This window comes from Anoxybacillus ayderensis, from assembly GCF_000833605.1.
In the GTDB taxonomy this organism is placed as follows: domain Bacteria; phylum Bacillota; class Bacilli; order Bacillales; family Anoxybacillaceae; genus Anoxybacillus; species Anoxybacillus ayderensis.
Genome location: NZ_JXTG01000001.1, coordinates 422,661 through 448,584, shown reverse-complemented (window position 1 = coordinate 448,584; position 25,924 = coordinate 422,661). Strand labels below are relative to the sequence as shown.

The 25,924-nt window shown below is 40.1% G+C and carries 27 protein-coding genes and 3 pseudogenes; 6 read left to right on the top strand and 24 right to left on the bottom strand.

What is annotated here, in order from left to right:
- Together JV16_RS15900 and JV16_RS02285 are read right to left on the bottom strand one after the other, a co-directional pair.
- Positions 1 to 169 (bottom strand): annotated as a pseudogene (locus JV16_RS15900) (ISL3 family transposase); the annotation flags it as partial.
- Between the two features lie 126 nt (positions 170 to 295).
- Positions 296 to 529, bottom strand: a pseudogene (locus JV16_RS02285) (divergent PAP2 family protein); the annotation flags it as partial.
- A gap of 64 nt (positions 530 to 593) precedes the next feature.
- On the opposite strand from JV16_RS02285, the gene JV16_RS02280 reads away from it, so the two are divergent.
- Entirely contained in the window at positions 594 to 725 is a 132-nt protein-coding gene (locus JV16_RS02280; protein WP_021094632.1) for a Small acid-soluble spore protein, read from the top strand.
- Positions 726 to 749: 24 nt separating this feature from the next.
- On the opposite strand, the gene acnA is transcribed toward JV16_RS02280, so the two are convergent.
- Positions 750 to 3,458: an aconitate hydratase AcnA gene (gene acnA / locus JV16_RS02275; protein WP_042534007.1), complete on the bottom strand. Its 2,709-nt coding sequence runs from the start codon at positions 3,456 to 3,458 to the stop codon at positions 750 to 752.
- 169 nt (positions 3,459 to 3,627) lie between these two features.
- Here acnA and sspO point away from each other — a divergent pair, with 169 nt between their 5' ends.
- A complete protein-coding gene (gene sspO, locus JV16_RS02270) occupies positions 3,628 to 3,777 on the top strand; it encodes a small acid-soluble spore protein O (RefSeq protein ID WP_004890592.1) in 150 nt (49 codons plus the stop codon).
- A 17-nt stretch (positions 3,778 to 3,794) separates the two neighbouring features.
- On the opposite strand, the gene JV16_RS02265 is transcribed toward sspO, so the two are convergent.
- A complete protein-coding gene (locus JV16_RS02265; protein ID WP_021094630.1) occupies positions 3,795 to 4,055 on the bottom strand; it encodes a hypothetical protein in 261 nt (86 codons plus the stop codon).
- A 105-nt stretch (positions 4,056 to 4,160) separates the two neighbouring features.
- Between JV16_RS02265 and JV16_RS02260 the strand changes: the two genes are divergently transcribed.
- Positions 4,161 to 4,304, top strand: a complete 144-nt coding sequence (locus tag JV16_RS02260; protein ID WP_006318326.1) for a small acid-soluble spore protein P — start codon at positions 4,161 to 4,163, stop codon at positions 4,302 to 4,304.
- Between the two features lie 77 nt (positions 4,305 to 4,381).
- Entirely contained in the window at positions 4,382 to 4,819 is a 438-nt protein-coding gene (locus JV16_RS02255; RefSeq protein ID WP_021094629.1) for a DUF2621 domain-containing protein, read from the top strand.
- A gap of 14 nt (positions 4,820 to 4,833) precedes the next feature.
- Here JV16_RS02255 and JV16_RS02250 read toward each other — a convergent pair whose 3' ends face one another.
- The 8 genes from JV16_RS02250 to yneA all read right to left on the bottom strand — a co-directional run bounded on the left by JV16_RS02250 (position 4,834) and on the right by yneA (position 10,257).
- The gene (locus tag JV16_RS02250; protein ID WP_021094628.1) at positions 4,834 to 5,301 is read right to left on the bottom strand and encodes a CcdC family protein; all 468 of its coding nucleotides are present in this window, start codon (positions 5,299 to 5,301) and stop codon (positions 4,834 to 4,836) included.
- A gap of 20 nt (positions 5,302 to 5,321) precedes the next feature.
- Positions 5,322 to 5,681, bottom strand: coding sequence for a response regulator (locus JV16_RS02245; RefSeq protein ID WP_021094627.1), 360 nt, complete (start codon positions 5,679 to 5,681; stop codon positions 5,322 to 5,324).
- 26 nt (positions 5,682 to 5,707) lie between these two features.
- Positions 5,708 to 6,412, bottom strand: a complete 705-nt coding sequence (locus tag JV16_RS02240) for a cytochrome c biogenesis CcdA family protein (protein WP_021094626.1) — start codon at positions 6,410 to 6,412, stop codon at positions 5,708 to 5,710.
- Positions 6,413 to 6,527: 115 nt separating this feature from the next.
- Positions 6,528 to 6,740 carry a YneF family protein gene (locus JV16_RS02235; protein WP_003398951.1) on the bottom strand — a complete coding sequence of 71 codons (213 nt, stop codon included), beginning with the start codon at positions 6,738 to 6,740 and terminating at the stop codon, positions 6,528 to 6,530.
- A gap of 119 nt (positions 6,741 to 6,859) precedes the next feature.
- Positions 6,860 to 8,863 carry a transketolase gene (gene tkt, locus JV16_RS02230; protein ID WP_035063123.1) on the bottom strand — a complete coding sequence of 668 codons (2,004 nt, stop codon included), beginning with the start codon at positions 8,861 to 8,863 and terminating at the stop codon, positions 6,860 to 6,862.
- Between the two features lie 144 nt (positions 8,864 to 9,007).
- Positions 9,008 to 9,238 carry a DUF896 domain-containing protein gene (locus JV16_RS02225; protein WP_021094624.1) on the bottom strand — a complete coding sequence of 77 codons (231 nt, stop codon included), beginning with the start codon at positions 9,236 to 9,238 and terminating at the stop codon, positions 9,008 to 9,010.
- A gap of 20 nt (positions 9,239 to 9,258) precedes the next feature.
- Complete coding sequence (locus tag JV16_RS02220; RefSeq protein WP_021094623.1) at positions 9,259 to 9,939, bottom strand: YneB family resolvase-like protein; 681 nt, start codon at positions 9,937 to 9,939, stop codon at positions 9,259 to 9,261.
- A 15-nt stretch (positions 9,940 to 9,954) separates the two neighbouring features.
- Positions 9,955 to 10,257, bottom strand: a complete 303-nt coding sequence (gene yneA / locus JV16_RS02215) for a cell division suppressor protein YneA (protein WP_021094622.1) — start codon at positions 10,255 to 10,257, stop codon at positions 9,955 to 9,957.
- A 152-nt stretch (positions 10,258 to 10,409) separates the two neighbouring features.
- On the opposite strand from yneA, the gene lexA reads away from it, so the two are divergent.
- Complete coding sequence (lexA, locus tag JV16_RS02210) at positions 10,410 to 11,027, top strand: transcriptional repressor LexA (RefSeq protein ID WP_021094621.1); 618 nt, start codon at positions 10,410 to 10,412, stop codon at positions 11,025 to 11,027.
- 29 nt (positions 11,028 to 11,056) lie between these two features.
- On the opposite strand, the gene glnA is transcribed toward lexA, so the two are convergent.
- From glnA to hflX, 4 genes and pseudogenes are all read right to left on the bottom strand, one after another.
- A complete protein-coding gene (gene glnA, locus JV16_RS02205) occupies positions 11,057 to 12,391 on the bottom strand; it encodes a type I glutamate--ammonia ligase (RefSeq protein WP_021094620.1) in 1,335 nt (444 codons plus the stop codon).
- A 51-nt stretch (positions 12,392 to 12,442) separates the two neighbouring features.
- Positions 12,443 to 12,847, bottom strand: a complete 405-nt coding sequence (locus tag JV16_RS02200) for a MerR family transcriptional regulator (protein ID WP_021094619.1) — start codon at positions 12,845 to 12,847, stop codon at positions 12,443 to 12,445.
- 102 nt (positions 12,848 to 12,949) lie between these two features.
- Positions 12,950 to 14,218 (bottom strand): methionine gamma-lyase family protein, encoded by a 1,269-nt coding sequence (locus tag JV16_RS02195; RefSeq protein ID WP_042534002.1) that lies wholly within the window; start codon positions 14,216 to 14,218, stop codon positions 12,950 to 12,952.
- Positions 14,219 to 14,231: 13 nt separating this feature from the next.
- Positions 14,232 to 15,479 (bottom strand): annotated as a pseudogene (gene hflX, locus JV16_RS02190) (GTPase HflX).
- A gap of 145 nt (positions 15,480 to 15,624) precedes the next feature.
- Between hflX and JV16_RS02185 the strand changes: the two are divergent.
- The gene (locus JV16_RS02185) at positions 15,625 to 16,233 is read left to right on the top strand and encodes a trimeric intracellular cation channel family protein (RefSeq protein ID WP_035063111.1); all 609 of its coding nucleotides are present in this window, start codon (positions 15,625 to 15,627) and stop codon (positions 16,231 to 16,233) included.
- A gap of 60 nt (positions 16,234 to 16,293) precedes the next feature.
- On the opposite strand, the gene spoVK is transcribed toward JV16_RS02185, so the two are convergent.
- The 8 genes from spoVK to miaB form a co-directional block, all read right to left on the bottom strand.
- On the bottom strand, positions 16,294 to 17,223 hold the full coding sequence (gene spoVK, locus JV16_RS02180; RefSeq protein ID WP_019418281.1) for a stage V sporulation protein K: 930 nt from the start codon (positions 17,221 to 17,223) through the stop codon (positions 16,294 to 16,296).
- Between the two features lie 115 nt (positions 17,224 to 17,338).
- Positions 17,339 to 17,563, bottom strand: coding sequence for an RNA chaperone Hfq (hfq, locus tag JV16_RS02175; protein ID WP_009362664.1), 225 nt, complete (start codon positions 17,561 to 17,563; stop codon positions 17,339 to 17,341).
- 34 nt (positions 17,564 to 17,597) lie between these two features.
- Complete coding sequence (gene miaA / locus JV16_RS02170; protein WP_021094613.1) at positions 17,598 to 18,533, bottom strand: tRNA (adenosine(37)-N6)-dimethylallyltransferase MiaA; 936 nt, start codon at positions 18,531 to 18,533, stop codon at positions 17,598 to 17,600.
- Between the two features lie 116 nt (positions 18,534 to 18,649).
- Entirely contained in the window at positions 18,650 to 20,476 is a 1,827-nt protein-coding gene (mutL, locus tag JV16_RS02165) for a DNA mismatch repair endonuclease MutL (protein WP_021094612.1), read from the bottom strand.
- A gap of 13 nt (positions 20,477 to 20,489) precedes the next feature.
- Entirely contained in the window at positions 20,490 to 23,054 is a 2,565-nt protein-coding gene (gene mutS / locus JV16_RS02160; protein WP_021094611.1) for a DNA mismatch repair protein MutS, read from the bottom strand.
- Positions 23,055 to 23,129: 75 nt separating this feature from the next.
- Positions 23,130 to 23,666 carry an outer spore coat protein CotE gene (locus tag JV16_RS02155; RefSeq protein ID WP_021094610.1) on the bottom strand — a complete coding sequence of 179 codons (537 nt, stop codon included), beginning with the start codon at positions 23,664 to 23,666 and terminating at the stop codon, positions 23,130 to 23,132.
- 157 nt (positions 23,667 to 23,823) lie between these two features.
- Positions 23,824 to 24,258 (bottom strand): YlbF/YmcA family competence regulator, encoded by a 435-nt coding sequence (locus tag JV16_RS02150; RefSeq protein ID WP_021094609.1) that lies wholly within the window; start codon positions 24,256 to 24,258, stop codon positions 23,824 to 23,826.
- A 1-nt stretch (position 24,259) separates the two neighbouring features.
- Entirely contained in the window at positions 24,260 to 25,840 is a 1,581-nt protein-coding gene (miaB, locus tag JV16_RS02145) for a tRNA (N6-isopentenyl adenosine(37)-C2)-methylthiotransferase MiaB (RefSeq protein WP_021094608.1), read from the bottom strand.
- Between the last annotated feature and the right edge of the window lie 84 nt (positions 25,841 to 25,924).

The following is a 25,924-nucleotide window of genomic DNA, read 5'->3' as shown; positions in this document are numbered from 1 at the left end:
ATTGCTTCTTTTTTCCTGTCATTTTGATCGTGCGTTTCAAGCAGACAGGACATAACGGGCATTGTTCAGGTAGAGAAAGTTCGAAAATCCAACGATCTCCTTCTTTTCGCACCTTTTGAATCAAAACATCTGGTAAATCGATGAGTTCTTTGATAAACTGAGAGTACATGCGAATTTTCCTCCAATGGTTTGGTTTGGTCACCTTTACCATACAGGAAAATTCGCATTTTTTGTACCCCTATTTTCTATATGCACACCGATCTTAAATGATCAAGTACAACTTGTGGTGAAGAGCCATAACAATTAAGCCAAAAATAGCTGCAAGGGCAAAATCTATGCTCTGCACTCCCCTTTTTAAAGCAACATATGTGGCAAGTGAAGCAACTCCTGCGGAATGGGAACTTGGCATACCACCTGTTTCAAAAAAGAGTGACCAATCCCATTTTTTCGTTTTTCTTTTCGCCAATGGAATTTTTAAAAATTGGGCTAACGCAATTGTACATAATGCTGTTTGAATGGCTCGATTCATATCCTTGCCTCCTTGTATATATTTTTCGAAAAGACGGATACAATATGCACAGGAGGTGGACGTAATGAGCAAAAATAATGGAAGAAATCGCGGCCAAAACGCTCCAAGCGTCAATCCACAAGGATATGATGCTACATTTACACCTGAGCCAAAAAGTGCATTAGAAAATGCGGCGAAAAAAACGAACAAAAAATAAAGAAGAGAGCGGTCTGCTCTCTTCTTATCGTTTTAATTTTTCGCGTAATACCATCGGTAAAATACCGCCATGGCGATAGTAGTCAATTTCTACTTCGCTATCAAAGCGTACAAGCACTTCAAATTCCTTTTTGTTTCCTTGTTCGTCTGTCGCTGTTACTTTTACATAATCGCGCGGTTTTACATGTTCATCGATGTGCACTTCAAATACTTCTTTACCCGTTAATCCAAGCGTTTCCGCATTTTCCCCTTCTTTAAATTGAAGTGGTAACACACCCATAAGCACAAGGTTTGAACGATGAATACGCTCAAAGCTTTCAGCGATGACTGTTTTAATGCCAAGTAAATATGTTCCTTTTGCTGCCCAGTCGCGTGAACTTCCCATACCGTAATCTTTTCCTGCAATGACAACAAGACCTGTACCATCTTGTTTATACTTCATGCAAGCATCGTAAATCGACATGACTTCGCCTGTTGGCCAATATGTCGTATAGCCACCTTCTGTACCTGGTGCAATTTGGTTACGAATACGAATGTTAGCAAACGTACCTCGCATCATTACTTCATGGTTACCACGACGAGAACCATACGAGTTAAAATCTTTCGGATCAACACCTTTAGAAATTAAGTATTGTCCTGCTGGTGTATTTACACCGATCGATCCAGCTGGAGAAATATGGTCTGTTGTGACAGAATCACCAAATTTACCAACCACTCGTAATCCAGTAAGTGGTTTTACTTCTTCCACTTCTGGCGATAATCCTTCAAAGAATGGTGGGTTTTGGATATACGTTGAATGTTCGTCCCATTGATAAAGTGGCTCGTCCGTCGTTTCAATCGCATTCCAACGAGCGTTATCGTCGAATACTCGCTCGTATTCTTTGCGGAACAATTCCGGTGTCACCGCTTGTTTTACGACTTCTTTCACTTCTTCTGTAGACGGCCAAATATCATTAAAGTACACGTCATTTCCGTTTTGGTCTTTACCGATCGGCTCATTTAATAAATCGATATCAACCGTTCCAGCAAGTGCATATGCCACAACGAGCGGCGGTGATGCTAAATAGTTACCTTTGACGAGCGGATGAATGCGTCCTTCAAAGTTTCGGTTACCCGATAATACACTCGTCACAAGCAAATCATTTTCTGCAATTGCTTTTTCAAGCTCTGGAGCAAGTGGACCAGAGTTACCGATACATGTCGTACAACCGTAACCAACGATATTAAATCCAATTTGCTCTAAATAAGGAAGGAGTCCTGAATCTTTTAAGTATCCTGTGACGACTTTTGAACCAGGTGCAAGCGATGTTTTTACGTATTTTGGAACTTTTAATCCTTTTTCCACTGCTTTTTTCGCGACTAAACCTGCTCCAATTAACACATATGGGTTCGATGTGTTCGTACAGCTTGTAATCGCAGCGATCGCGATCGCACCTGTTTTCATTTTCATTTCTTCGCCGTTTAACGTTACTGTCATTTCTTTATCAAAATCCGCTTCTGTCAAGCCAAAGCCTTGGTTTCCTTGTGGAGAAACTACCGCTTGACGGAACGATTCTTTCATTTTTGAAAGCGGAATTAAATCTTGTGGACGTTTTGGTCCAGAAAGATTCGGTTCAATTTCTGATAAGTTAATTTCAACAACATCTGTAAATACAGGCTCCTGCGCATCTGGTGTATAGAACAAACCGTTAGCTTTGCAATATGCTTCAACAACTTGAACATGCTGCTCATCACGGCCTGTTAAACGCAAGTAATCAAGCGCTTCTGCATCAACTGGGAAGAAGCCGCACGTTGCACCATACTCAGGCGCCATGTTTGCTACTGTGGCACGGTCAGCTAAAGGTAATGTTGCCACACCTGGACCGAAAAATTCAACAAACTTGCCGACGACCCCTTTTTTCCGGAGTACTTGTGTCACTTTTAACGCAAGATCTGTTGCTGTTGTACCGTTTGGTAACTTTCCTGTTAAACGTACACCGATGACTTCTGGTACTGGGAAGTAAGAAGGTTGTCCAAGCATACCTGCTTCCGCTTCAATACCACCAACACCCCAACCGAGCACGCCAATGCCGTTAATCATTGTCGTGTGAGAGTCTGTACCTACAAGCGTGTCCGGGAACGCTTCATATTCACCGTTCTCTCCTTCAACGACATGTACCACATTCGCTAAATACTCTAAGTTTACTTGATGCACAATACCTGTTGCTGGTGGGACAGCACGATAATTGCTGAACGCTTTTTGTGCCCATTTCAAAAACTTGTAGCGTTCTGCATTACGCTCAAACTCTAAATTCATATTGTACTCGAGCGCATCTTCTGTTCCAGCTTTATCAACTTGAACAGAGTGATCAATGACAAGATCGACAGGAATTTCGGGGTTGATTTCATACGGATCTCCACCAATGTCCGCCATCGCTTTGCGCATCGAAGCTAAATCAACGACAGCAGGAACACCTGTAAAGTCTTGCAAAATAACGCGAGATGGTTTAAATGGAACATCTACATCTTTTAGTTCGCTCGTTCCCCATTTCGCTAAATTTTCAACATGCTCTCTTGTAATGACACGTCCATCAACTTGACGAAGTACTGATTCAAGAAGTACTTTAATCGAATACGGAAGACGTGATACGTTTCCAATTCCCGCTTCTTCAAGCGCTTGTAAGCGATAATAATGATATGTTTTCCCGTTTACTTCAAATGTAGAACGCGCTTGAAATACATCATTTTTCACCATTATGTATTACCCCCTTCTAACAAGTCATCTTCTCCCAAACCCACAAAATTCCTACGCTTTTATCTTAATACAATGCTCTACATAAGTAAATAATAATTGTTTATAAGTTTCAGATAAATGCATATTTTTTTGCTCTCTTTCCAACAATAGTTGTAGGAGGTGAAAAAAGATGGTAAAAAGAAAAGCAAATCATGTCATTCCGGGCATGAATGATGCAAGCGCTCAAGGAAAAGGCGCAGGTTACAATGAAGAACTCTCTAATGAACCACTTACTGAAGCTCAAAAACAAAATAATAAAAAACGTAAGAAAAATCAATAATCCCGCTTGAAGCGGGATTATTCATACATATTTACTTCCTCTACAATCGCTTGCAAATCATCGCGAAATTGTTCAAGCTGTTTTCGCTGTTTTTCAGAAGCTACTTCAAGCGCATTATTAATTTGCTCAAACGCTTCGTTTACTTCTTGTTTTAAATGATGCAATTGACTTCCATAATCTGCATCACTTTTCACAAGATGATCGTACCGTTCTTTCGCCTCCATTGTTCCTTGTTGGGCAGCTTCAAACGCTTGTTGCTTATTTTTATGATAAGGCATCTCATTCACTTCCTCTCTTTTTAATATTTATCGTGCCTATTCATGAGCGAAATATGCATAAATCTCATCTACCATGCCATCATATGAAGGAAAGGAGTGTATGGTATGAACAAAAATACAAGCAAAGATATGCGAAAAAATGCTCCAAAAGGAGATAACCCAGGACAACCAGAACCACTTAGCGGATCGAAAAAAGTAAAAAATCAAAATCATACCCGTCAAAAGCATAACTCCAGTCACGATATGTGAAAGAGCTGACGCAACGTCAGCTCTTTTTCTTGATTCCGCTCTTATTTTTTTACATAATAAACGTTGAGGTGGAATGTATGCTAACAGGTTGGTTTTTATGGTTTATTTTATTTTGGGTCGTTTTTCTCCTTGTTACGATGTCGATCGGTGGCTTTTTTATGTTCCGGAAATTTTTAAAACGGCTGCCGAAAGAAGATGGGAAATCCGAATTAGATTGGCAGCAATATTACATTGAACAAACACGCCATTTATGGTCTGAAAAAGAAAAAGCGTTGCTCGAGGATTTAGTTCGTCCTGTTCCTGAACTGTTTCGGGATGTAGCCCGTCAAAAAATCGCTGGTAAAATCGGAGAGTTGGCGTTACAAGAAAAAGCGAATCGGATTACAGAAGATTTAGTTGTTCGTGGCTATATTCTCGCCACACCAAAACGCGACCATAAATTTTTAATTAAAGCTCTTCGGGAAAAACAAATTGATTTTGCAAAATACGAACATCTGCTAACGAAAAAAAGCTAATCACCCTTCGTTGATTAGCTTTTTTCTGTTATTTCGCGTTGAAGACGACGATATGATGCATACATCGCTACTCGCCAAGGAACAATCATCGAAAAAGCGAGGATCCAAAACATTCCGGCAAGCTCTCCGTACTCAATGGTACGGCTTAAATATGTTTTTAGAGCTAAGCGTAATACAATTAAACCAACAAAAATAAAAACGAACGCTTTTGAGCGTTGTAAATAAATTTCATTGCCTCGAACTTCAAACGAAGATGTTTTAATTAACAAAATAGAAAAAAGTGCCCCGATGAAAATGGCCTCTCCACATTCAAGCGCCGTTACCCGAAACGTCGGATGCACAAACATCAATGCACCTGTGCTCATAAAAATAGGCGGTAATATAATTTTTTTTGCGTTTGTCGGTTTTTCTGCTGCTTTCATTCGAATAAAAAACGCAAATCCAGCCATCAATACAGCGAATACCGAACTAAAAATGGCCAAAGTGAATCTCCCTCTCTTTTTTACTGCAACACACGTTGAATCGCTTCAATCACACGGCTTTCATCAAATGGTTTTACGATAAAATCAAGCGCCCCTGCTTCAATGGCTTCAACGACCATCTTTTGTTGTCCCATAGCTGAGCACATAATAATTTTTGCATGCGGATCGCGTTGCTTAATTTCCCTCACTGCTTCAAGTCCGCTCATCACCGGCATCGTAATATCAAGCGTCACAACGTCCGGCTTCAATTCCATGTAAAAATCAACAGCTTCTTTCCCATTTTCCGCTTCCCCAACAACTTCATGATTTGCTTTTTTTAAAATATTGGCTAACGTTATGCGCATAAACTTCGCATCATCCACAATTAAAATTCTCGCCATTTCCTTCCCCTCCACACCTTTAAAAACTAAAAACCTGTAAAACCACCAAATATATTTGTCATATAAATTGTAATTTTCGTCATCCAATCAAAAAATAATACGACACCCATCCCTACCATGACATATCCACCGATTTTCATTAACTTAACATGATGTTTTCGAATCCACCCCATTTTTCCGATAAAAAAAGACAAAAGCAAAAATGGCAAAGCAAAGCCAAGTGAATAGGCTGCCATATAAACAACACCTAAACTCGGATTTGTCGCTGCTAAAGCGATAACGGATACTAAAATTGGACCCGTACATGGCGTCCAACCAGCAGCAAATGCCATGCCAATAAGAAAAGAACCGATGTAACCAGATGGACGATGTTGAAAGGATAAACGACGATCAGTCATTAAAAACTTCGGTTTAAAAATTCCGATAATCACAAACCCAAAAAACACCATCAATATTGCACCAATTTGACGAATGAGATCTTGGTATGTATGGAAAAATTGTCCGAGCATCGACGTACCAAAACCGATAGCAATAAAAATAAATGAAAATCCGAGCAAAAAAAATAACGTATGTAACAAACTTCTTCTTTGCAACAACGCATAATCAGATTTTAAATCACTAACCGACATTCCTGTGATATATGATAAAAAAGCTGGATAAAGCGGCAAACAGCACGGGGAAATAAACGAAAGTACACCCGCCCCAAACGCGACAAACAGTTGAATGTCCATATGATTGACACTCCATTTCTTCTTCATTTGCCTATATTTTATCAAAAAAATACAAATATGAGCAACAGCTTCTTTCTGTGCTAAAAAAGACACTCGTTGCTGAGTGCCTTGCCTTTTATTTTAATTGGTTGTTCATTGCTTTCATCATTTGATTGATTTTCTTTTGCGATGGAGTCATGCCCATTTGCATCATCATCATTCGAATCATTTGTTCATTAATCGGTGGATTTTTCTTCAAGTAGTTCATCATTGTTTTACGCGCAATAAAAAATCCGAGCGCAACGCCGGCAGCAAGCGCTACAATGCCTACTAAAATCATTTCCCACATATTTTTTCCTCCTTCATGTTGTCTACATTACACTATACTAAACAATGACGGTTTGTACAATATGTTCAGTAAAAAATCTTTATTCGATAATAAAACGGGGAGATGCGCTCCCCGTTTTATTATTTATTTAGTAATGCTTTGACACGTGCAACGACATTTTCCACTGTAAATCCATATTCTTGCATAATTTTTTCTCCAGGTGCAGAAGCCCCGAAGCGATCAATCGCTAAAATATCTCCTTCATCTCCTGTATATCGCTCCCAACCAAGAGATGCGCCCATTTCAATTGCAAGGCGTTTTTTCACATGTTTCGGAATCACACTTTCTTTGTAATCAGCTGTTTGCGCTTCAAAACGATCCCATGAAGGCATGCTTACAACTGAAACATGGATCCCTTCATTTGCTAACGCTTTCTGTGCTTCTACAGCTAAGCTAACTTCTGAACCGGATGCTAACAATAATGCTTGTACTTCTCCTTTGGCTTCAGAAACAACATATGCTCCTTTTTTCACCCCTTCATAAGCGCGCTCAGCTGTCGTCGCTAGCGTAGGAAGGTTTTGACGTGTCAACACAAGAGCAGTCGGACGATCTGTAGATTCCACAGCCAAGCGCCATGCAGCAGCTGTCTCATTTGCATCTGCCGGACGAATAACACATACATTTGGCATTGCTCGTAAGGAGGCAAGTTGTTCAATTGGCTCATGCGTTGGACCATCTTCACCGACAGCGATGCTATCATGCGTAAATACATATGTGACAGGCAATCCCATCAGCGCAGCAAGTCGAATGGCTGGACGTAAATAGTCTGAAAAGACAAAGAACGTACCGCCGTACACTTTCACACCACCGTGAAGCGCCATGCCATTTAGCGCAGCCCCCATCGCAAATTCACGGACACCAAACCAAATGTTGCGACCTTCATAGCTACTTGGCAAGAAGTCTCCTGCCCCTTTAATTAACGTTTTGTTTGAACCAGCTAAGTCCGCAGACCCACCTAAAAATTGCGGTACAACTTTGGCGATGGCATTCAATACTTCCCCAGAAGAAGCGCGTGTTGCTAAACTTTTTCCTTCTGCATATACCGGCAATGCTTTTTCCCAGCCTTCAGGAAGTTTACCATCAATCGCCATGCGTAATTGTTTTGCTAAGTCTGGATACGCCTTCTCATATTCAGCAAATAAAGCGTTCCATTCCGCTTCTTTTTTCTCTCCTGCTTCTTTTACTACTTTTTCAAAATGAGCATACACTTCATCTGGAACGTAAAAGTCTTCTTCAAACGTCCAATTATACGCTTCTTTCGTTAACTTAATTTCATCTTTCCCAAGCGGAGCACCGTGCACATCGGCTGTTCCTGCTTTGTTTGGTGAGCCATAACCGATCGTTGTTTTCACTTCAATTAATGTCGGGCGTTGTAAATCTTTTTGAGCTTCAGCAATCGCTTGAGCAATTTCTTCAATGTTATTGCCGTCTTCTACACGAATGTATTGCCATCCGTACGCTTTGAACCGTTGTTCTACACTTTCTGAGAAAGAAAGATTCAATTCGCCATCAAGTGAAATATCATTCGAATCATAAAGAACGATGAGGCGTCCAAGTTTTAAATGACCAGCTAACGAAGCAGCTTCTGCAGAAACTCCTTCCATTAAGTCGCCGTCACCACAAATCGCATATGTAAAGTGGTTAATCATTTCGAACTGGTCTTTGTTGTATGTAGCTGCTAAATGACGTTCCGCCATCGCCATTCCGACAGCCATCGCAATTCCTTGTCCAAGCGGTCCTGTTGTTGCTTCTACACCTGGTGTATGACCATATTCCGGATGGCCTGGTGTTTTACTCCCCCATTGGCGAAACTGTTTAATGTCTTCCATTGTGACGTCATAACCGCTTAAATGAAGCAAACTATACAGTAGCATCGAACCGTGTCCTGCTGATAATACAAAACGATCGCGATTGAACCATTTTGGATTGCGCGGATTATGGTTCATAAACTTCGTCCATAATGTATACGCCATTGGCGCAGCCCCCATCGGCATTCCTGGGTGACCTGAATTTGCTTTTTCAATTGCATCAATCGACAACGTACGAATCGCTGCAATCGATAATTGTTCAATAGAGTGTGTCATCATCTTCATCCTTTCATTTGCAAACATTCTCACCTTTTATGATATAGAAAAGTTCGTAAAATGTACAATGCTTCACAACATTTTTTTTGACAAACTGACGAAAAAAAGAGAACATCTATCAGTATGTTCTCCATCATGCGCATATTAATGCATTCGTTTTTTCTTACTATCTTTTAATTTTTTTGGAGTGACATCATTTCCGTTTGGATCAATGACTTTTACGTGATGCAATGTTTCGATCATCGACGCACGAAACGCAGCAATATACTCTGTGCGAAGTTGAAGCTGTTCTTGTTTTTCTTCAGCCGTAAGACCTTCCATTTTTGCTTTTTTAGCTAACGCATTAATTCTTGCTATTTTCTCAGAAGATAACATTTAGCCTCATCCTTTTGTATTTACTTCTCGTCCGTACCATCATACAAAAATTTTTCATTGTTGACAAGTTGCTCATATTCTTTGTATCGTCGATGCACGGTCGCTTTTGATACATCATAACCAAACGAACGAAGCGTTGCAGCAATCTCAGCGAACGTTAAGCGATTTTGACGCAACCGAATAATGTCTTCAATTGGTACATCTTTTCGATCACGTCCAGCGTGTTCACCTACGTTGCGCAAATTGTTTTCTGGTCGATAGCCGTTTTGAACAGCTCGCTGCATCCCACGTTTAATTTTTAAATTATGTATTTTCCTTTGATACTCTTCTACAATGCTAATGATTTCTAACACCATCGAATCCGCTTCTGATAGCTGAAGCTCCCCTCGATGGCTCACCGTATACACCCGAATACCTTCTTTTTGTAAACAACGAAGGAGAGCAATTTTTGCATTCCCACGTCCAAGTCTTGTCTCATCTTGTACGAGAACGACATCAATGCGATGTTGCTTGATCGTATCAAGCAACTCCATAATCCCTTCCCGTTCGATGTCGTAGCCACTTGCTTGCTCTTGAATAATTTTGACAACATTCATTTCGTATTCCGCCGCAAGCTGTTCTAACTCTTCTTTTTGTCTTTGTAACGATGTTTCTTGCGTTTCTTTCGTTGTACTTACACGACAATAAATAATGGCGTTCATTCGTCATCCCTTTCTTTACGGTCTATTCGCAACAAGCCGATTTTCGCTATTTGATTTTAACACAGGAATGACAATTTTCTCACCAATGATTAATCGTTCGTCTGAACGGTTGTTTACTGACATCACCCATTGAATGAATTGTTCATGGGACAATTGATGTTCATGTTTGTATTTGTCCGCAAGCTTCCATAACGTATCACCAGCTGACACAGTAATCTCAACATATTTTTGTTTATCAACCGATTGTGTGACGTGCAAAAACGCCCAAACAAACAATACACTAAATAAAAACATCACGACATAATGTATTTTCCCCATACCTTCTACCCCCTAAAAACAGAACGTTTGTTTGTTTTTATAATAACGAGAACTTTTGTTCGTGTCAACTATATTTTCGAACTTATGTTTGTATTCAAAACAAAAATTATGTTATAATATGGGCAAAGATGAAAAGGAAGAGGTGTATAAGAATGGCGAAATTATCAAAACGACAACAACAAATATTAGATTTCATTAAACAAGAAGTACGCACAAAAGGGTATCCACCATCAGTGAGGGAAATTGGAGAAGCAGTCGGTTTAGCATCAAGTTCAACCGTTCACGGTCATCTAGCTCGTTTAGAAAGCAAAGGCTTCATTCGACGCGATCCAACAAAACCACGCGCCATTGAAATTTTGGACGAGTACGAATCCATCCCAAAGACAAACGTCGTCAACGTTCCAATCGTCGGAAAAGTAACAGCTGGACAACCGATTACCGCAATCGAAAACATTGAAGAATATTTCCCTCTTCCAGAACGATTCGTCTCACCAGATGACCAAGTATTTATGTTACAAATTGTCGGAGAAAGTATGATTGAGGCTGGTATTTTAGACGGAGACTACGTGATCGTCCGTCAACAACAAACGGCTAATAACGGAGATATCGTTGTAGCGATGACAGAAGAAAACGAAGCAACCGTCAAACGCTTCTTTAAAGAGAAAGACCATATTCGCCTGCAACCTGAAAATTCATCCATGGAACCGATCATTGTTTCGAATGCAATGATTTTAGGAAAAGTGATTGGCGTATACCGCTCAATTCATTAAAAAAGCTAACGGAAAAACCGTTAGCTTTTTTAGTAAAGGCTCATATATTGTTCGCGTTCCCACGGATGTACCGCTGTGCGGAACATATCCCATTCAATTTCTTTTGCTTCAACGAAATGTTCAAATAAATGTTTACCAAGTGCATTTACGATTACTTCATCGGATTTTAAGTTTTCGAGCGCTTCCGCTAATGTTGCAGGCAAATCAACAATACCTTCTTCTAAACGCTCTTCTTTCGTCATCACATAAATGTTTCTGTCAACCGGTGCTGGCGGTGTCAATTTATTTTTAATGCCGTCTAATCCAGCAGCCAACAATACAGCCATCGCTAAGTATGGATTTGCCGCTGGGTCTACACTACGCACTTCAATACGCGTGCTCATGCCACGTGATGCCGGGATACGAATCAATGGGCTACGATTGCGTGCTGACCATGCAACGTAACAAGGGGCTTCATAACCCGGAACGAGACGCTTATATGAGTTCACTGTTGGGTTTGTTACCGCTGTAAAGTTTGGAGCATGCTTTAACACACCCGCAATAAACTGCAATGCTGTTTCGCTTAGTTGCAATTGACCATTCGGATCAAAAAAGGCATTTTCACCATTTTTAAAGAGCGATAAGTTGCAATGCATGCCCGAACCGTTTACACCAAAGAGAGGTTTTGGCATAAATGTCGCATGTAAACCGTGTTTGCGTGCTACTGTTTTTACAACAAGTTTAAAGGTTTGAATGTCATCGCACGCTTTTACCGCATTGGCATACTTGAAGTCAATTTCATGTTGGCCCGGTGCGACTTCATGGTGAGAGGCTTCAATTTCAAAACCCATCTCTTCTAGCTCTAATACGATATCACGACGGCAGTTTTCACCTAAATCCGTTGGTGCTAAATCGAAGTAACCGCCATTATCGTTTAACTCTAACGTCGGCTCTCCTTTTTCATCTAACTTGAATAAGAAAAACTCTGGCTCTGGGCCTAGGTTAAACTCTGTAAATCCGAGCTCTTCCATTTGTTTCAATACACGTTTTAAATTATAACGAGGGCAACCTTCAAATGGTGTGCCATCTGGATTGTAAATGTCACAAATGAAACGAGCTACTTTTCCCTTTTCAGCTGTCCATGGGAAAATAACAAATGTATCTAAATCAGGATATAAATACATATCTGATTCTTCAATACGGACAAATCCTTCAATTGACGATCCGTCAAACATCATTTTATTATCGAGCGCTTTTTGTAGTTGGCTTACAGGGATTTCGACGTTTTTAATCGTGCCAAGAATGTCTGTAAACTGTAAACGAATATACTTTACATTTTCTTCCTTTACAATACGAAAAATATCCTCTTTTGTGTACTTAGCCATTACATATTCCTCCCCCAAAATAAAAAATCATTTGTGTAAAAAACATAAATTTTAATGGAAAAAGCGAGCGATATCCCCTTGACGAAGTGAGGCACGATTCAAACGACCCGCTTCCATTAATTCGGCACGTAACAGTTTGCGTAATTCCGCTTCGGATAAATCTTGTTTCACTACTTTTGGCGCGACAGGTGGTACGGTGTCTACGTGCTGTTGTTGACGTGAGGCAAAAATTTGTTTAATGCCTGCTAAATTCACACCTTGTTCAATTAAATCTTTAATTTCGAGCAACCGATCCACGTCGTTAAACGAAAATAACCGACGATTGCCTTCTGTTCGCGCAGGTGAAACGAGACCGTGTTCCTCATAATAGCGAATTTGTCGCGCTGATAAATCCGTTAACTGCATAACGATACCGATAGGAAATAACGGCATGGAGCGACGAATGTGACTATTCATGTCGACCCCTCCTTACGTAATACGTATTTTTATTTTATTCTATGTTATTTTATATGTCAATAATATGTTACATTTTATCACATGTTTTTTTCTGAAAATATTTTATAATTTAATTAATTGTTTCTCAAGCAACCGATCAATCGCGATACAAACAGCAATTTTAACGTGTGAGTACGTCAATCCCCCTTGCACGTATGCAACATATGGCGGGCGAATAGGTCCATCGGCTGATAGCTCAATACTTGCCCCTTGAATAAATGTGCCTGCCGCCATAATGACGTCATCTTCATATCCTGGCATATAGTTCGGATATGGAGTAAAGTGCGCATTGACCGGTGAGGCAAATTGAATGGCTTGACAAAACGCAATCATTTGCTCAGCATCGTCAAATTGTACCGATTGAATTAAATCCGTACGTGTAGCGTTCCATGTCGGGTACGTATTCATGCCGATGCGTTCGAGCATCGCCGCCGTAAAGACCGCCCCTTTCAACGCTTGTCCGACGACATGTGGTGCTAAGAAAAAACCTTGATACATTTCTTGTAAACTGTATAACGAGGCGCCCGCTTCTGCCCCAATTCCCGGTGATGTCATTCGGTATGCACACATTTCAATATATTCGCGTTTACCAACGAGATATCCTCCTGTTTTCGCTAATCCACCCCCAGGATTTTTAATGAGCGAACCAGCGATTAAATCAGCGCCGACATGGCACGGCTCTTGTTCTTCGACAAATTCCCCGTAACAGTTATCGACAAAAACGACAACGTCTTGTTTGATGGCTTTTACAAAATCAATCATTTCTTTAATTTCAGCAATAGTAAACGACGGGCGTGGGTCATACCCTTTAGAGCGTTGAATGCCGATCATTTTCGTTCGTTCATTGATTGCTTGTTTGACCGCTGCAAAATCGACTTTTCCTTCGTTTGTAAGCGGTACGCTGTTGTAGCCGATATGAAACTCTTTTAATGAACCAATTCCTTTGCCGCGAATGCCAACGATTTCTTCTAGCGTATCGTACGGTTTGCCGGTAATGTACAAAAGTTCATCACCCGGACGTAAAATACCGAATAAGGCAATTGTAATGGCGTGCGTACCAGAAATAATTTGTGGACGAACGAGCGCCGCTTCCCCACCGAATACGTCCGCATACACTTTTTCAAGCGTGTCGCGTCCCATGTCATCATAGCCATACCCTGTCGACGGAATAAAATGTGCGTCGCTTACTTGATAACGGCGAAAGCTTTGTAATACGCGATATTGATTGTAGTCAATGCGCTCGTCAATCGCCCGATGAATCGGCGCAATTTGTGCTTCAATTTCTTTAACGAGTGCAGAAATCATTTCTCCGTGTGTTAAATGTTGAAACATAAAAAAACCCTTTCTATTTTTGGTATGTTCTTAGTTGTAACAAAAGTGGATGTTCTCGCAATAAGTAGCCGCTGCATTCATACATGCCGCTTTGTTCGTTGTAGTGCATGTGTCGCACAATCGTTTCTGCTTTTAGCTGTGCCAGCAATTTTCCTTCAAACGCTGGAATCGTCACGTCGTAACGCTCCATTGCTTCAGTTATTTTTTCTTCGATAAATTGGCGCAAGTTTTGAACGTCTTGTTCATGAAACGCACTCACTAACATATAATCGGTTTTCGGGCTTGGAACAAAGCTTGGAAGGACAATGTCTCGTTTGTTATAAATCGTCGCAATTGGAATCGTCGTCGCCTCCAATTCTTCGAGCAAGCGATAAACTGTTTGTTCATGTTGAATATAATTCGGATTCGATGAATCGACAATATGTAAAATAAAATCGGCTTCTTTCACTTCTTCTAGCGTCGAACGAAACGCCGCGACGAGCGTTGTCGGCAAGTCTTGAATGAAGCCGACCGTGTCCGTCAACAGCGCGGTATAACCGCTTGGCAGCACAAGTTTTCTCGTGAGCGGATCTAGTGTAGCAAACAATAAATTTTCTTCAAACGCATCCGCATTCGTTAGGCGGTTAAAAAGCGTTGATTTCCCAGCGTTCGTATAGCCGACGAGCGCGATTTGAAACACCGCATTTTTCTTCCGCCGCTCGCGATAGCGTTCGCGATGTTCGACAATGACTTTTAGTTGCGCTTTAATTTCATCGATGCGGCGGCGAATATGACGGCGGTCTGTTTCAAGCTTCGTTTCCCCCGGTCCTCTCGTTCCAATTCCACCACCTAATCGGGAAAGTGCTGCGCCTTGCCCACTTAAGCGCGGCAAAATGTATTGCAATTGGGCAAGTTCGACTTGTAATTTCCCTTCTTTGGAGCGCGCGCGGCTTGCGAAAATGTCTAAAATAAGCTGCGTTCGGTCAATGACGCGTACGTTTAACAACTTTGTTAAGTTACGGTTTTGGCTTGGCGACAGTTCGTCATTAAAAATAACGACATCTGGCTCAAATTGTTCGACAAGACGCACGAGCTCGTCGACTTTTCCTTTTCAGATATATGTAGCCGAGTGAATCGTATCCCGTTTTTGCGTAAGGGTGATGACTACCTCGCCATTTGCTGTATGAACGAGCGAAACAAGCTCTTCTAGCGAATACGAAAATCGTTCATCATCAACATGTGGCAATTGACATCCAACAATAATGACTCGTTCCTTTTCCATATTTCCCCTCTTTCCTATTGAACATCTGTTCTCATCATAACAAATCTAGTTTAAAAGCGCTATGGCCGAAAAATGATCATTGATTTTTTTATATTTTATACATAAAATTTTAACGTAATGTTACATAACAGAAAGGATTGCGATGATGACTTGGGAAGTATTAAGTATAATTGGCACTGTTGCTTTTGCGATTAGCGGAGCGATTGTCGCTATGGAAGAGGAATACGATATTTTAGGTGTATACATTCTCGGAATTGTAACCGCATTCGGCGGCGGTGCTGTGCGCAACGTATTAATTGGCGTACCGGTATCTGTTCTTTGGCAACAGCAAACACTTTTTTTCATCGCGTTTATCGCGATGACTATTGTCTATTTGTTTCCACACAAAATGCTACCACATTGGCAACGTTGGGGAAACTTTTTTGATGCTCTCGGATTGTCAGCCTTCGCCATTCAAGGAGCATTATATGCTGTTCAAATGAATCACCCGTTAAGTGCAGTCATTGTTGCTGCTGTATTGACTGGAAGTGGAGGCGGAATGATTCGCGATGTATTGGCGGGAAGAAAACCTCTCGTATTGCGTGATGAAATTTATGCTGTTTGGGCGATTTTAGCGGGCGTTGCGGTCGGAACCGGCATCGCACATTCTCCAATTAGCTTATATGTATTGTTTATTGTCGTTGCGACATTGCGCATTTTATCGTATACATACAACTGGAAATTGCCGAATAAATCGTTAAAAACAAACAACTAAAACAGGAGACCTCAAAGGAGGCTCCTGCTTTTTTATCTTTCAAAATTCCCCTTTCCCTCTCTATTCAACAACTAAATCCCTCTCTCGTATGATCATTAGTTCTTTTTTGTCATAGCGCCCTTCATGCAACAAACGTACCGCTTGTTTCCGAATTGCTTTTTCAATCAAATTTCGAATGTAGCGACCGTTACTAAATTTTCTTTGATATCCCCCAGCTAGTAGTTGTTCAATATGTTCGCGCAACTTTCGCTCGGCTTCAGAAGTAAGCTCGTATTCTCTTATATGGAGCATTTGTTTTGCGATTTGTACAAGTTCTTCCGTTGTGTAATCAGGAAATTCGAGCATCAACGGAAAGCGGGAAGGTAATCCTGGATTTAACGACAAAAAATAATCCATTTCAGCTGGATATCCCGCTAAAATAACGACTAAATCATCCGAAAAATCTTCAATTCCTTTTACTAACGTATCAATTGCTTCTTTTCCAAAATCTTTCTCTCCTCCGCGTGCAAGTGAATACGCTTCGTCAATAAATAAAATCCCACCCCGCGCTTTTTTTATTAAATCGCGCGTTTTATTCGCTGTATGTCCAATATATTCCCCAACTAAGTCTGCACGTTCTGCTTCAATAAAGTGTCCTTTAGATAAGACGTTCATTTCTAAAAATAACTTTCCAAGAATACGGGCCACTGTTGTTTTCCCTGTCCCAGGATTTCCTTTAAAAATCATATGAAGCGATTGTTTATTCCCTTTTAATCCATTGGCTTGACGTGCTTTATTAATATATAACCATGCGTAAATTTCCTTAATTAATTTTTTCACTTCATTTAACCCGACTAATTCATCTAGTTCTTTTTGAATCTCTTTTAACACAGCATGTTGATGATAATCAATTCGATTTGTCGTTTCTTCTTTCGATAAGTAATTGACGTTTTTTGCATTAAGCACAATATTAATTTGACTTTTTGTTTGCTTCATCGTCAACTCTGACAAGGCGACGTCACCTCTCCTTCATCGTTGCTTCTTTTATCAATATACGCTGTTGTCGCCCATTTCGTGACAAATGCCTAACGAAAAAATCGCCCACCGATATGGTGAGCGATTTGGCTTACTCCATTTCAATTTTCACATTTTTTTGAGGTGCAAACGTAGAAATCGCATGTTTATAAATTAATTGTTGTCTTCCATCTACTTCCAATAACACCGTGAAATTGTCAAATCCTTTTACTAAACCACGCAATTGAAATCCATTGAGTAAAAATACAGTAACCGTCGTTTCTTCCTTGCGCAATTGGTTTAAAAACTGGTCTTGAATGTTTATTGTGTTTTTCATTACTTCGTCCTCCTCTTTTCTCTCTACATTACGTCTATATATTCGCCTCAAAGTGAAACTTTCCTTCTATGTAATGCGAAATTTCATTTACTCGCCTTTCAAACATTGTATCATCAGTCATGTCAAACCATTGAACAGGCATTTGATTACGAAACCATGTAAACTGACGTTTCGCATAACGACGAGAGTTTTGTTTCAACTGTTCGATCGCCTCTTCAAGCGTGATTTGTCCATCTAAATATGCATATAGCTCTTTATAACCGATCGCTTGAATCGCTTGACAGTCGCGTAAACCTTGTTCATACAATCGTTTCACTTCTTCAATCAACCCTCGATCAATCATTTGATCTACCCGTTCATTAATGCGCTCATATAGTTTCTCACGTTCCATCGTCAATCCAATGAGCGCTGCGTTATACACGAGTCTCCTTTTTTGTTCTTTTAGCCATTCTGTCATTGTTCTCCCTGTGCAATGATAAATTTCTAATGCACGAATGACACGACGAACGTTATTCGGATGAATACGTTCCGCACTTAGCGGATCAATTTGTTTGAGTCGCTCGTAAAGTTCAAGCGGTGAGCATTGTTCTAGCGACTGGCGATACGCTTCATTTGATGGTGCATCTGAAAATTGATAATCGTAAATCACAGATTGAATGTATAGCCCTGTACCACCAACGATGATCGGCAGTTTTCCGCGTTTTGTTATATCTGTAATGAGCGAACGAGCAAGCGTCTGAAACTCTGCAACAGAAAAAGATTCGTGCGGTTCCTTTATATCCAATAAATGATGTGGTACGCCTTCCATTTCTTCTTGACGAATTTTAGCGGTTCCAATATCTAATCCTTTATATACTTGCATCGAGTCTCCATTAATAATTTCTCCATGTAAACGCTTGGCCAACTCTATGCTCATTTTTGTTTTCCCTACAGCCGTTGGACCAATTAACACAACGACTTTCTCTCCCATAAAATACCACTACTTTCCACGCTAATTCACATTTATTTATTATAGACAAACGATGTACATTTTATCATCTCATTTTAAAAAATTTTTATTTGAAAGCGGATGAAAAACATCCGCTTTTACATGACTCGTTTAAACATTTTTTCTAATTCATAAGTAGAAAAGTGAATAATAATCGGACGACCGTGTGGACATGTGAACGGATCGCTTGTTTTACGCAACGATTCAAGCAACGCAAATATTTCATCGTTGCGCAAAAATTGGTTCGCTTTAATCGACTGTTTACAACTCATCATGATTGCTGCTTTTTCGCGAAGTTGCTTTATGTCTACTTTTTTCATCGTTAACACTTGCTTAATCATTTCCTCAATAATTGTAGCTTCCTCCCCTTTTGGAAACCATTGAGGATGAGAACGAACAATAAAACTGTTATGACCAAATGGCTCTAAAAACACACCGCAAGCAGCTAACTGTTCGCGATAGCTTTCGATCAGTACATACTCGCTTGATGAATAAGTGAGCGTCAATGGGATAAGCAACGGCTGTAATTCATTTGTAACGGTTGCTAATTTTTCACGGAAATATTCGTATTTGATCCGCTCTTGTGCCGCATGTTGGTCAATAATATACAAACCATTTTCATTTTGAGCTAAAATATACGTCCCATGCATTTGTCCAATCGGATATAATGGCGGAATGCGCTCTTGATTTGTTTCAGCTGTTACATGTTTATTTTCAACGATTGGTTCGACATCAAGCGGCTTCGTATCCTTCTCGTAAACACGTTCTTCCCGTTCCTCTAACACCATTCGTTCTTCTTTTTTCTTTTCTTGTTCATGATGTGAAATCGTTGTACGCGGAGGAACAATATGCGATTCTTTCACAATATGTTCAAACGAAAACGTTTGTTGCTCTGTTTTCGGCTTTTCTACTCGCGGTGCCGTTACCTCAGGAATTAACGTCTTTTTTTGAAATGCTTGACGAATCGTTTGTTGAACAAGTTCATTTAATTCCCCTTCTTTACTAAAACGCACTTCCAACTTCGCTGGATGAACGTTCACATCTACAAGAAGCGGATCCATGACGATATTTAAAAATGCAATCGGATGCCGGCCAATCGGAAGAAGCGTGTGATATCCTTCTTCAATCGCTTTATATAGCGGATAGTTTTTAATATATCGTCCATTTACAATCGTTGTCATGTAGTTCCGGGAAGCGCGCGTCACTTCAGGTAAAGCAACATAGCCGTCAATCGTAAAATCAAGCGTTTCTGCATAAATCGCAACCATTTTTTTCGCAACATCAAATCCGTAAATAGCTGCTAATACTTGCCGCACATCCCCATTTCCGTTCGTATAAAACAGCTGCTTCCCATTATGTGTTAATCGAAACGAAATATGTGGATGAGCAAGTGCTAAACGATTCATCACATCAACAATATGACCAAGTTCCGTATGAATCGTTTTCATGTATTTTAAGCGAGCTGGCGTATTGAAAAATAAGTGCGAAACGGTAATATCCGTTCCTTTTCGACTGCTCGTCCGACCATTTTGTACAAGCTCTCCACCTTTTAAGATGAGCAACGTTCCCGGACCTTCCCCTGTGCTCGTCTTCAGTTCCAAATGTGAGACAGAGGCAATACTAGGTAACGCTTCCCCTCTAAAACCGAGCGTACGAATACGAAATAAATCCGCCTCATCTTTAATTTTGCTCGTTGCGTGCCGTTCGAACGCTAAAAAACAGTCTTCCTCTTCTAATCCATCACCATTGTCAACAACGCGAATTTTCGCTAATCCCGCTTCTTCTAACTGTACTTCAATGATCGTACTATGGGCATCGATCGCATTTTCAACAAGTTCTTTCACGACAGAAGCTGGACGCTCAACGACCTCTCCTGCCGCAATTTTATTTGCTAACGCATCATCCAGCTTACGAATTTTCCCCACAATTTCCCTCCTTTCATTTTAATAGCTTTTGAATTTCATATAGTTTATTCATCGCTTCAAGCGGTGTCATATCAAGCAACTGAAGAGACTGGATGCGCTTGATCACTTCTTTCTCTTTTTTCGATACGCTCAAACGCTCTTCTTGGTGTTGCTCCTCAAACATACTTAACTGCTCAAATGTTTCTCTATTTTCTTTCACCACACCTGTTGAATTTATTTCAAATTCACGTAAAATTTGTTCCGCTCTTTGAATTAAATCTAACGGTAACTTCGCTAATTGGGCTACATGAATACCGTAACTTTTATCCGCTGGACCTTCTTTAATTTTATGCAAAAAGATGACGGTGCCATTTTCTTCAATTGCGCTAACATGAACATTTTTTAAACGCGGCAATCGTCGTTCAAGCGCTGTTAATTCATGATAGTGGGTACTAAATAACGTTTTGGCACCAATGCGATCGTGAATGTATTCGATCATCGCTTGAGCAAGCGCCATCCCATCATATGTGGATGTTCCTCGACCAATTTCATCAAATAAAATAAGGCTGTTTTGTGTCGCATGGACGATCGCATGACGCGCTTCTAACATTTCCACCATAAATGTGCTTTGACCTGCCACTAAATCGTCAGCCGCACCAATCCGCGTAAACACTTGATCAAAAATCGGTAATATCGCTTCTTGTGCTGGAACAAAGCACCCAATTTGCGCCATAATAGCTGTTAAGGCAATTTGACGCATATATGTGCTTTTCCCAGACATATTTGGACCTGTAATGAGGAGCATTTCTCGTTCGGCATCCATATAACAGTCGTTTGGAACGTAGACGTTCGATCCTAGCACTTTCTCCACAACAGGATGTCGCCCTTGTTGAATGACAAGACGGCGATCATAAGAAAACTGCGGCTTACAGTAGTTATATTTTTCACTGACAGTAGCAAAACATTGTAAAACGTCTAGTTGGCTTATATATTTGGATAATTTTTGTAAACGAACAATATATTTCTTCACTTGTTCACGGATAGAAACAAACAGTTCGTATTCTAGTTCCATACTTTTTTCTTCTGCTTCTAAAATGAGCGCTTCTTTTTCTTTCAACTCTTTCGTCACAAATCGTTCGGCATTAGCTAACGTTTGTTTGCGTTCATATCGTCCTTCTGGCAACAAATGCAAATTTGCTTTTGTTACTTCGATATAATATCCAAACACTCGGTTGTAACCAATCTTTAACGACTTAATTCCTGTTAACTCCCGCTCTTTCGCTTCTAACTGCGCAATCCATGTTTTTCCGTTTCGACTAGCATCCCGAAATCGATCTAACGTTTCGTTATAACCATCTTTAATAATTCCACCTTCTTTCACAGAAAGCGGCGGATTTTCTTCAATCGCCTCTTCTAACAATTGAACAAGGTCCTCGCATGCATCTAAATGTTGGGCAAATGATTGAATATGCTCGTCACGCATGTTCATCAGAAGGGTAGAAATGAACGGTACTTGCTTTAACGATTTTTTCAATTGAATGAGATCGCGGGCATTCACATTTCCAAACGCCACACGCCCAGCGAGTCTCTCTAAATCATATACACCGCGCAAATATTCGCGTAATTCTTGTCGCTCGAAATAATGCATGAGCAGTTGTTCAACGATGTGTAATCGCTGCTCAATTTTTTCACGATCTAATAATGGACGGTCAATCCATTGTTTAAGCAAACGACCACCCATGGCTGTCATCGTCTCATCAAGAAGCCAAAAAAGAGAGCCCGCTTTCCCTTTCGTTCGAATCGTTTCTGTTAACTCTAAATTTCGTTTGGAATACACATCAATTTTCATATGTGCATCAACTTCATACAACTCTACAGGCTGTAAATGGGCTAAATTTCGTCTTTGCGTTTTAATTAAATAATTTAATAACCTTCCAAACGTCACAAGTAATTTTTCTTGTTTCAAATGAGAAACAATCGATTCACAAGAAGGTGGAATCATTGTTTCATCTTCACATGAAATGGTAAGAGCATATCGCTCCTTCAGAGGTTGACATTGTTCTTTGTACTCGGTCGCGACAACGATTTCTTTTGTGCCAATCGAGTAAATTTCATTGAATACATCTTCAAATGAATGAAGCATCGTCATACGACTTTCACCGGTTGTTAAATCCGTATATGCAAATCCGTACGTCCCATCTTCAAATGACGTTAATGAAGCTAAATAGTTGTTTGCTTTCTCTTCTAGTTGCTTTCCTTCCATCACTGTTCCAGGGGTAATGAGTTGCACAACTTCTCGACGCACAACCCCTTTGGCCGTTTTTGGATCTTCGACTTGTTCACAAATCGCAACTTTATAGCCTTTCTCAATTAAACGCTCGATGTACATGGCAGCCGAATGATAAGGGACACCGCACATCGGCACTCGTTCTTCCCCGCCGCCATCGCGGCTTGTCAAAGTAATTTCTAACTCTTGTGACGCTTTAATGGCATCTTCAAAAAACATTTCATAAAAATCACCGAGACGAAAAAACAAAAAGGCATCTTTATATTGTGACTTAATTGTTAAATATTGCTGAATCATTGGTGTATAAGCCATGATTTTTCCTCCAACGCCCAAAATATTGACTTCAATTATTATAACAAAAAATAAAAACTAGGAAGAATAAACTTCCTAGTTTTTATTGCTTTCTTCTTGAAGAAGCTCTTCATCTAGCTGTTCTAATTCTGCATCAATATCTTCATCTACCTCGTCTGATGATGTATCCACGACGGCGATGCGGACTTTCGTTTCCCCGATGACTTCCGCAACAAACTCGCGCTCTACTTCCACAGTGACTTTATTTCCGTTCGGGGCGATCGTGCATTCTAAGCAATTTGGCTGTTGAACAACGCGCGCAATCACTTCTTGTTCTTCACTAATCAGCTCTTCATTACGATACTTTAACGGAATGACATCTGTGTACGATACCGTTTCTGTCAACACTTCCGTTTTCGTATTATCGTTGTACGAATACCAAACGTTCACATCATACTTCCCGTGAATTTCAACACTACGATCCACTTTTTTCGCTTCGTATCGATGATTAATAATCCAGCAACCGAGCACGCTCGTCGGACGATGTTGCGCGGAAACGGTATGTGTCGATTGCGTAAACTTTCGTCCTTTTCCCACGACTGCCTTTGTAATAATTTCTCTGTATTGGGACATGAAACAAACCCTCCTCAAAAATGCATTGTTCATTTTATCCTATGCACAGGAAGCATAAAAGTGTACATAAAAAAAACAATCATTCCGTATAGTTCATTGTATGCAACTCCTTCGAAATATGTGCGAAAAATAAAAAAAGAGCCCATATGAAATGGACTCATTCATGACAATGACCGCAATGGCTATGTTTCACTTGAGCACCTGTTTCGCCACGCAACACATCGCCACCTGTCGATGTAATAATTTCGTCTGTCACAGTTTTTGAAATGGTGGATGCAACAAGTTGCAATAAATCATTAATTTCTACTTGCGATTGTTTAAATTGTTCTACAATTGGAATGTCTGATAGCTGTTCGTAAATGTCGTCAATTTCTGCTTCCACTTTTTTTAGCGCTTCGATTTTTCCATAATGTTGTAAGTTGACAGCTTGTTTTTGTAACGATTTAATTTTAGCAATCATCGTGCGCACTTTTTCATTTTCATGAATTTTTGCTTCTGCTTGTTTAAAAATCTCCACTTCTTCTGTTTCAGCAATCATTTTAGCTAATTCTTTTGCTTTTTGTACGATGTCATCCTTCGTATATTTCGCCACCTTATTTCACCTCAATCGCTTCTTCTACCATTTCTCCGTTTAACGTCCACGTTTTCGCTTCTGTAATTCGCACGTTCACAAGTTGACCGATCGCGGACTTTGGTCCAACGAAGTTAACAAGCTTGTTTTTGCGCGTATATCCCGCGAGGACATCCGGATTGTTTTTGCTTTCCCCTTCTACTAATACTTCGACAACTTGTCCCTCATATTCCTTCATTTTCTTCGCGGAAATTTCGTTTACTAATGCATTTAATCGTTGTAAACGTTCTTTTTTCACTTCCATCGGCACGTTGTCAACCATTTTCGCTGCTGGCGTTCCTTCACGTGGCGAGTAAATGAACGTAAATGCTGAATCAAATTCGACTTCGCGATAGAGCGATAACGTTTCTTCAAATTGCTCATCCGTTTCATTCGGGAATCCGACAATGATATCCGTTGTAAGCGCGACACCTGGAATGGCTTCTTTAATTTTACGAACAAGCTCCAAATATTGTTCACGCGTATATTTACGCGCCATCATTTTTAACACTTCACTACTTCCAGACTGTACAGGCAAGTGAATGTGCTCAACTAAATTTCCGCCTTTCGCCAACACTTCGATTAAACGGTCATCAAAATCACGCGGATGACTTGTAGTGAAACGAATGCGTGGAATATCAATTTTGCGTAATTCATCCATTAAATCCCCGAGGCCATATTTCATATCGGTAAAGTCTTTTCCATACGCATTCACGTTTTGTCCTAAAAGAGTAATTTCTTTATATCCTTGTGCAGCTAAGTGACGCACTTCTTGGATAATATCTTCTGGACGGCGGCTGCGCTCTTTGCCACGTGTATATGGAACAATACAGTACGTACAAAACTTATCGCAACCGTACATAATATTAACCCATGCTTTAATATTTCCTTTTCGCACTTTCGGTAAATTCTCAATGACATCGCCTTCTTTTGACCATACTTCAACAACCATTTCTTTTGACATGTACGCTTCTTTCAAAATATACGGAAGACGATGAATATTGTGCGTACCAAAAATCATATCAACGTATTGGAATTGTTTTAAAATTTTATTAACAACTGACTCTTCTTGCGACATACAGCCACATACCCCAAGCAATAAATCAGGGTTGTTTTGTTTCAATGGCTTTAAGTGGCCAATTTCTCCGAATACTTTGTTTTCCGCGTTTTCACGAATCGCACATGTATTTAACAAAATGACGTTTGCATCTTCTGGACGATCCGTCGGCTCATAACCAAGTGCCATAAAAATACCGGCCATCACTTCTGTGTCATGCTCGTTCATTTGACAGCCGTACGTACGAATGTAAAATTTGCGACCGTTCCCCATACCACGAAATTCTTCAGGAATAGAAAAATCTTTATGATATTTTACTTCCTCTTTTCCGCGTTTTTTTGCTTCTTTCAAAGATGGGGGAACAAATACAGTTGAAAAATATTTTTCATAGTCTTGGCTCGTTTTTTGCTTTAGACGCTGTAAATTGTCATCCAAAGCGGATTTTTTGTCCGTTGGATGATCTGTTTCAATTTGTGCTGTGTACTGTAAACGTTGCTTTTCGTTCATCGTTATTCTCCTTTCTTTTGTTCATACATGCACACTAACATAGTATATTATTTTCCGGACTTTTAAACAATGTTTTTTCCATGA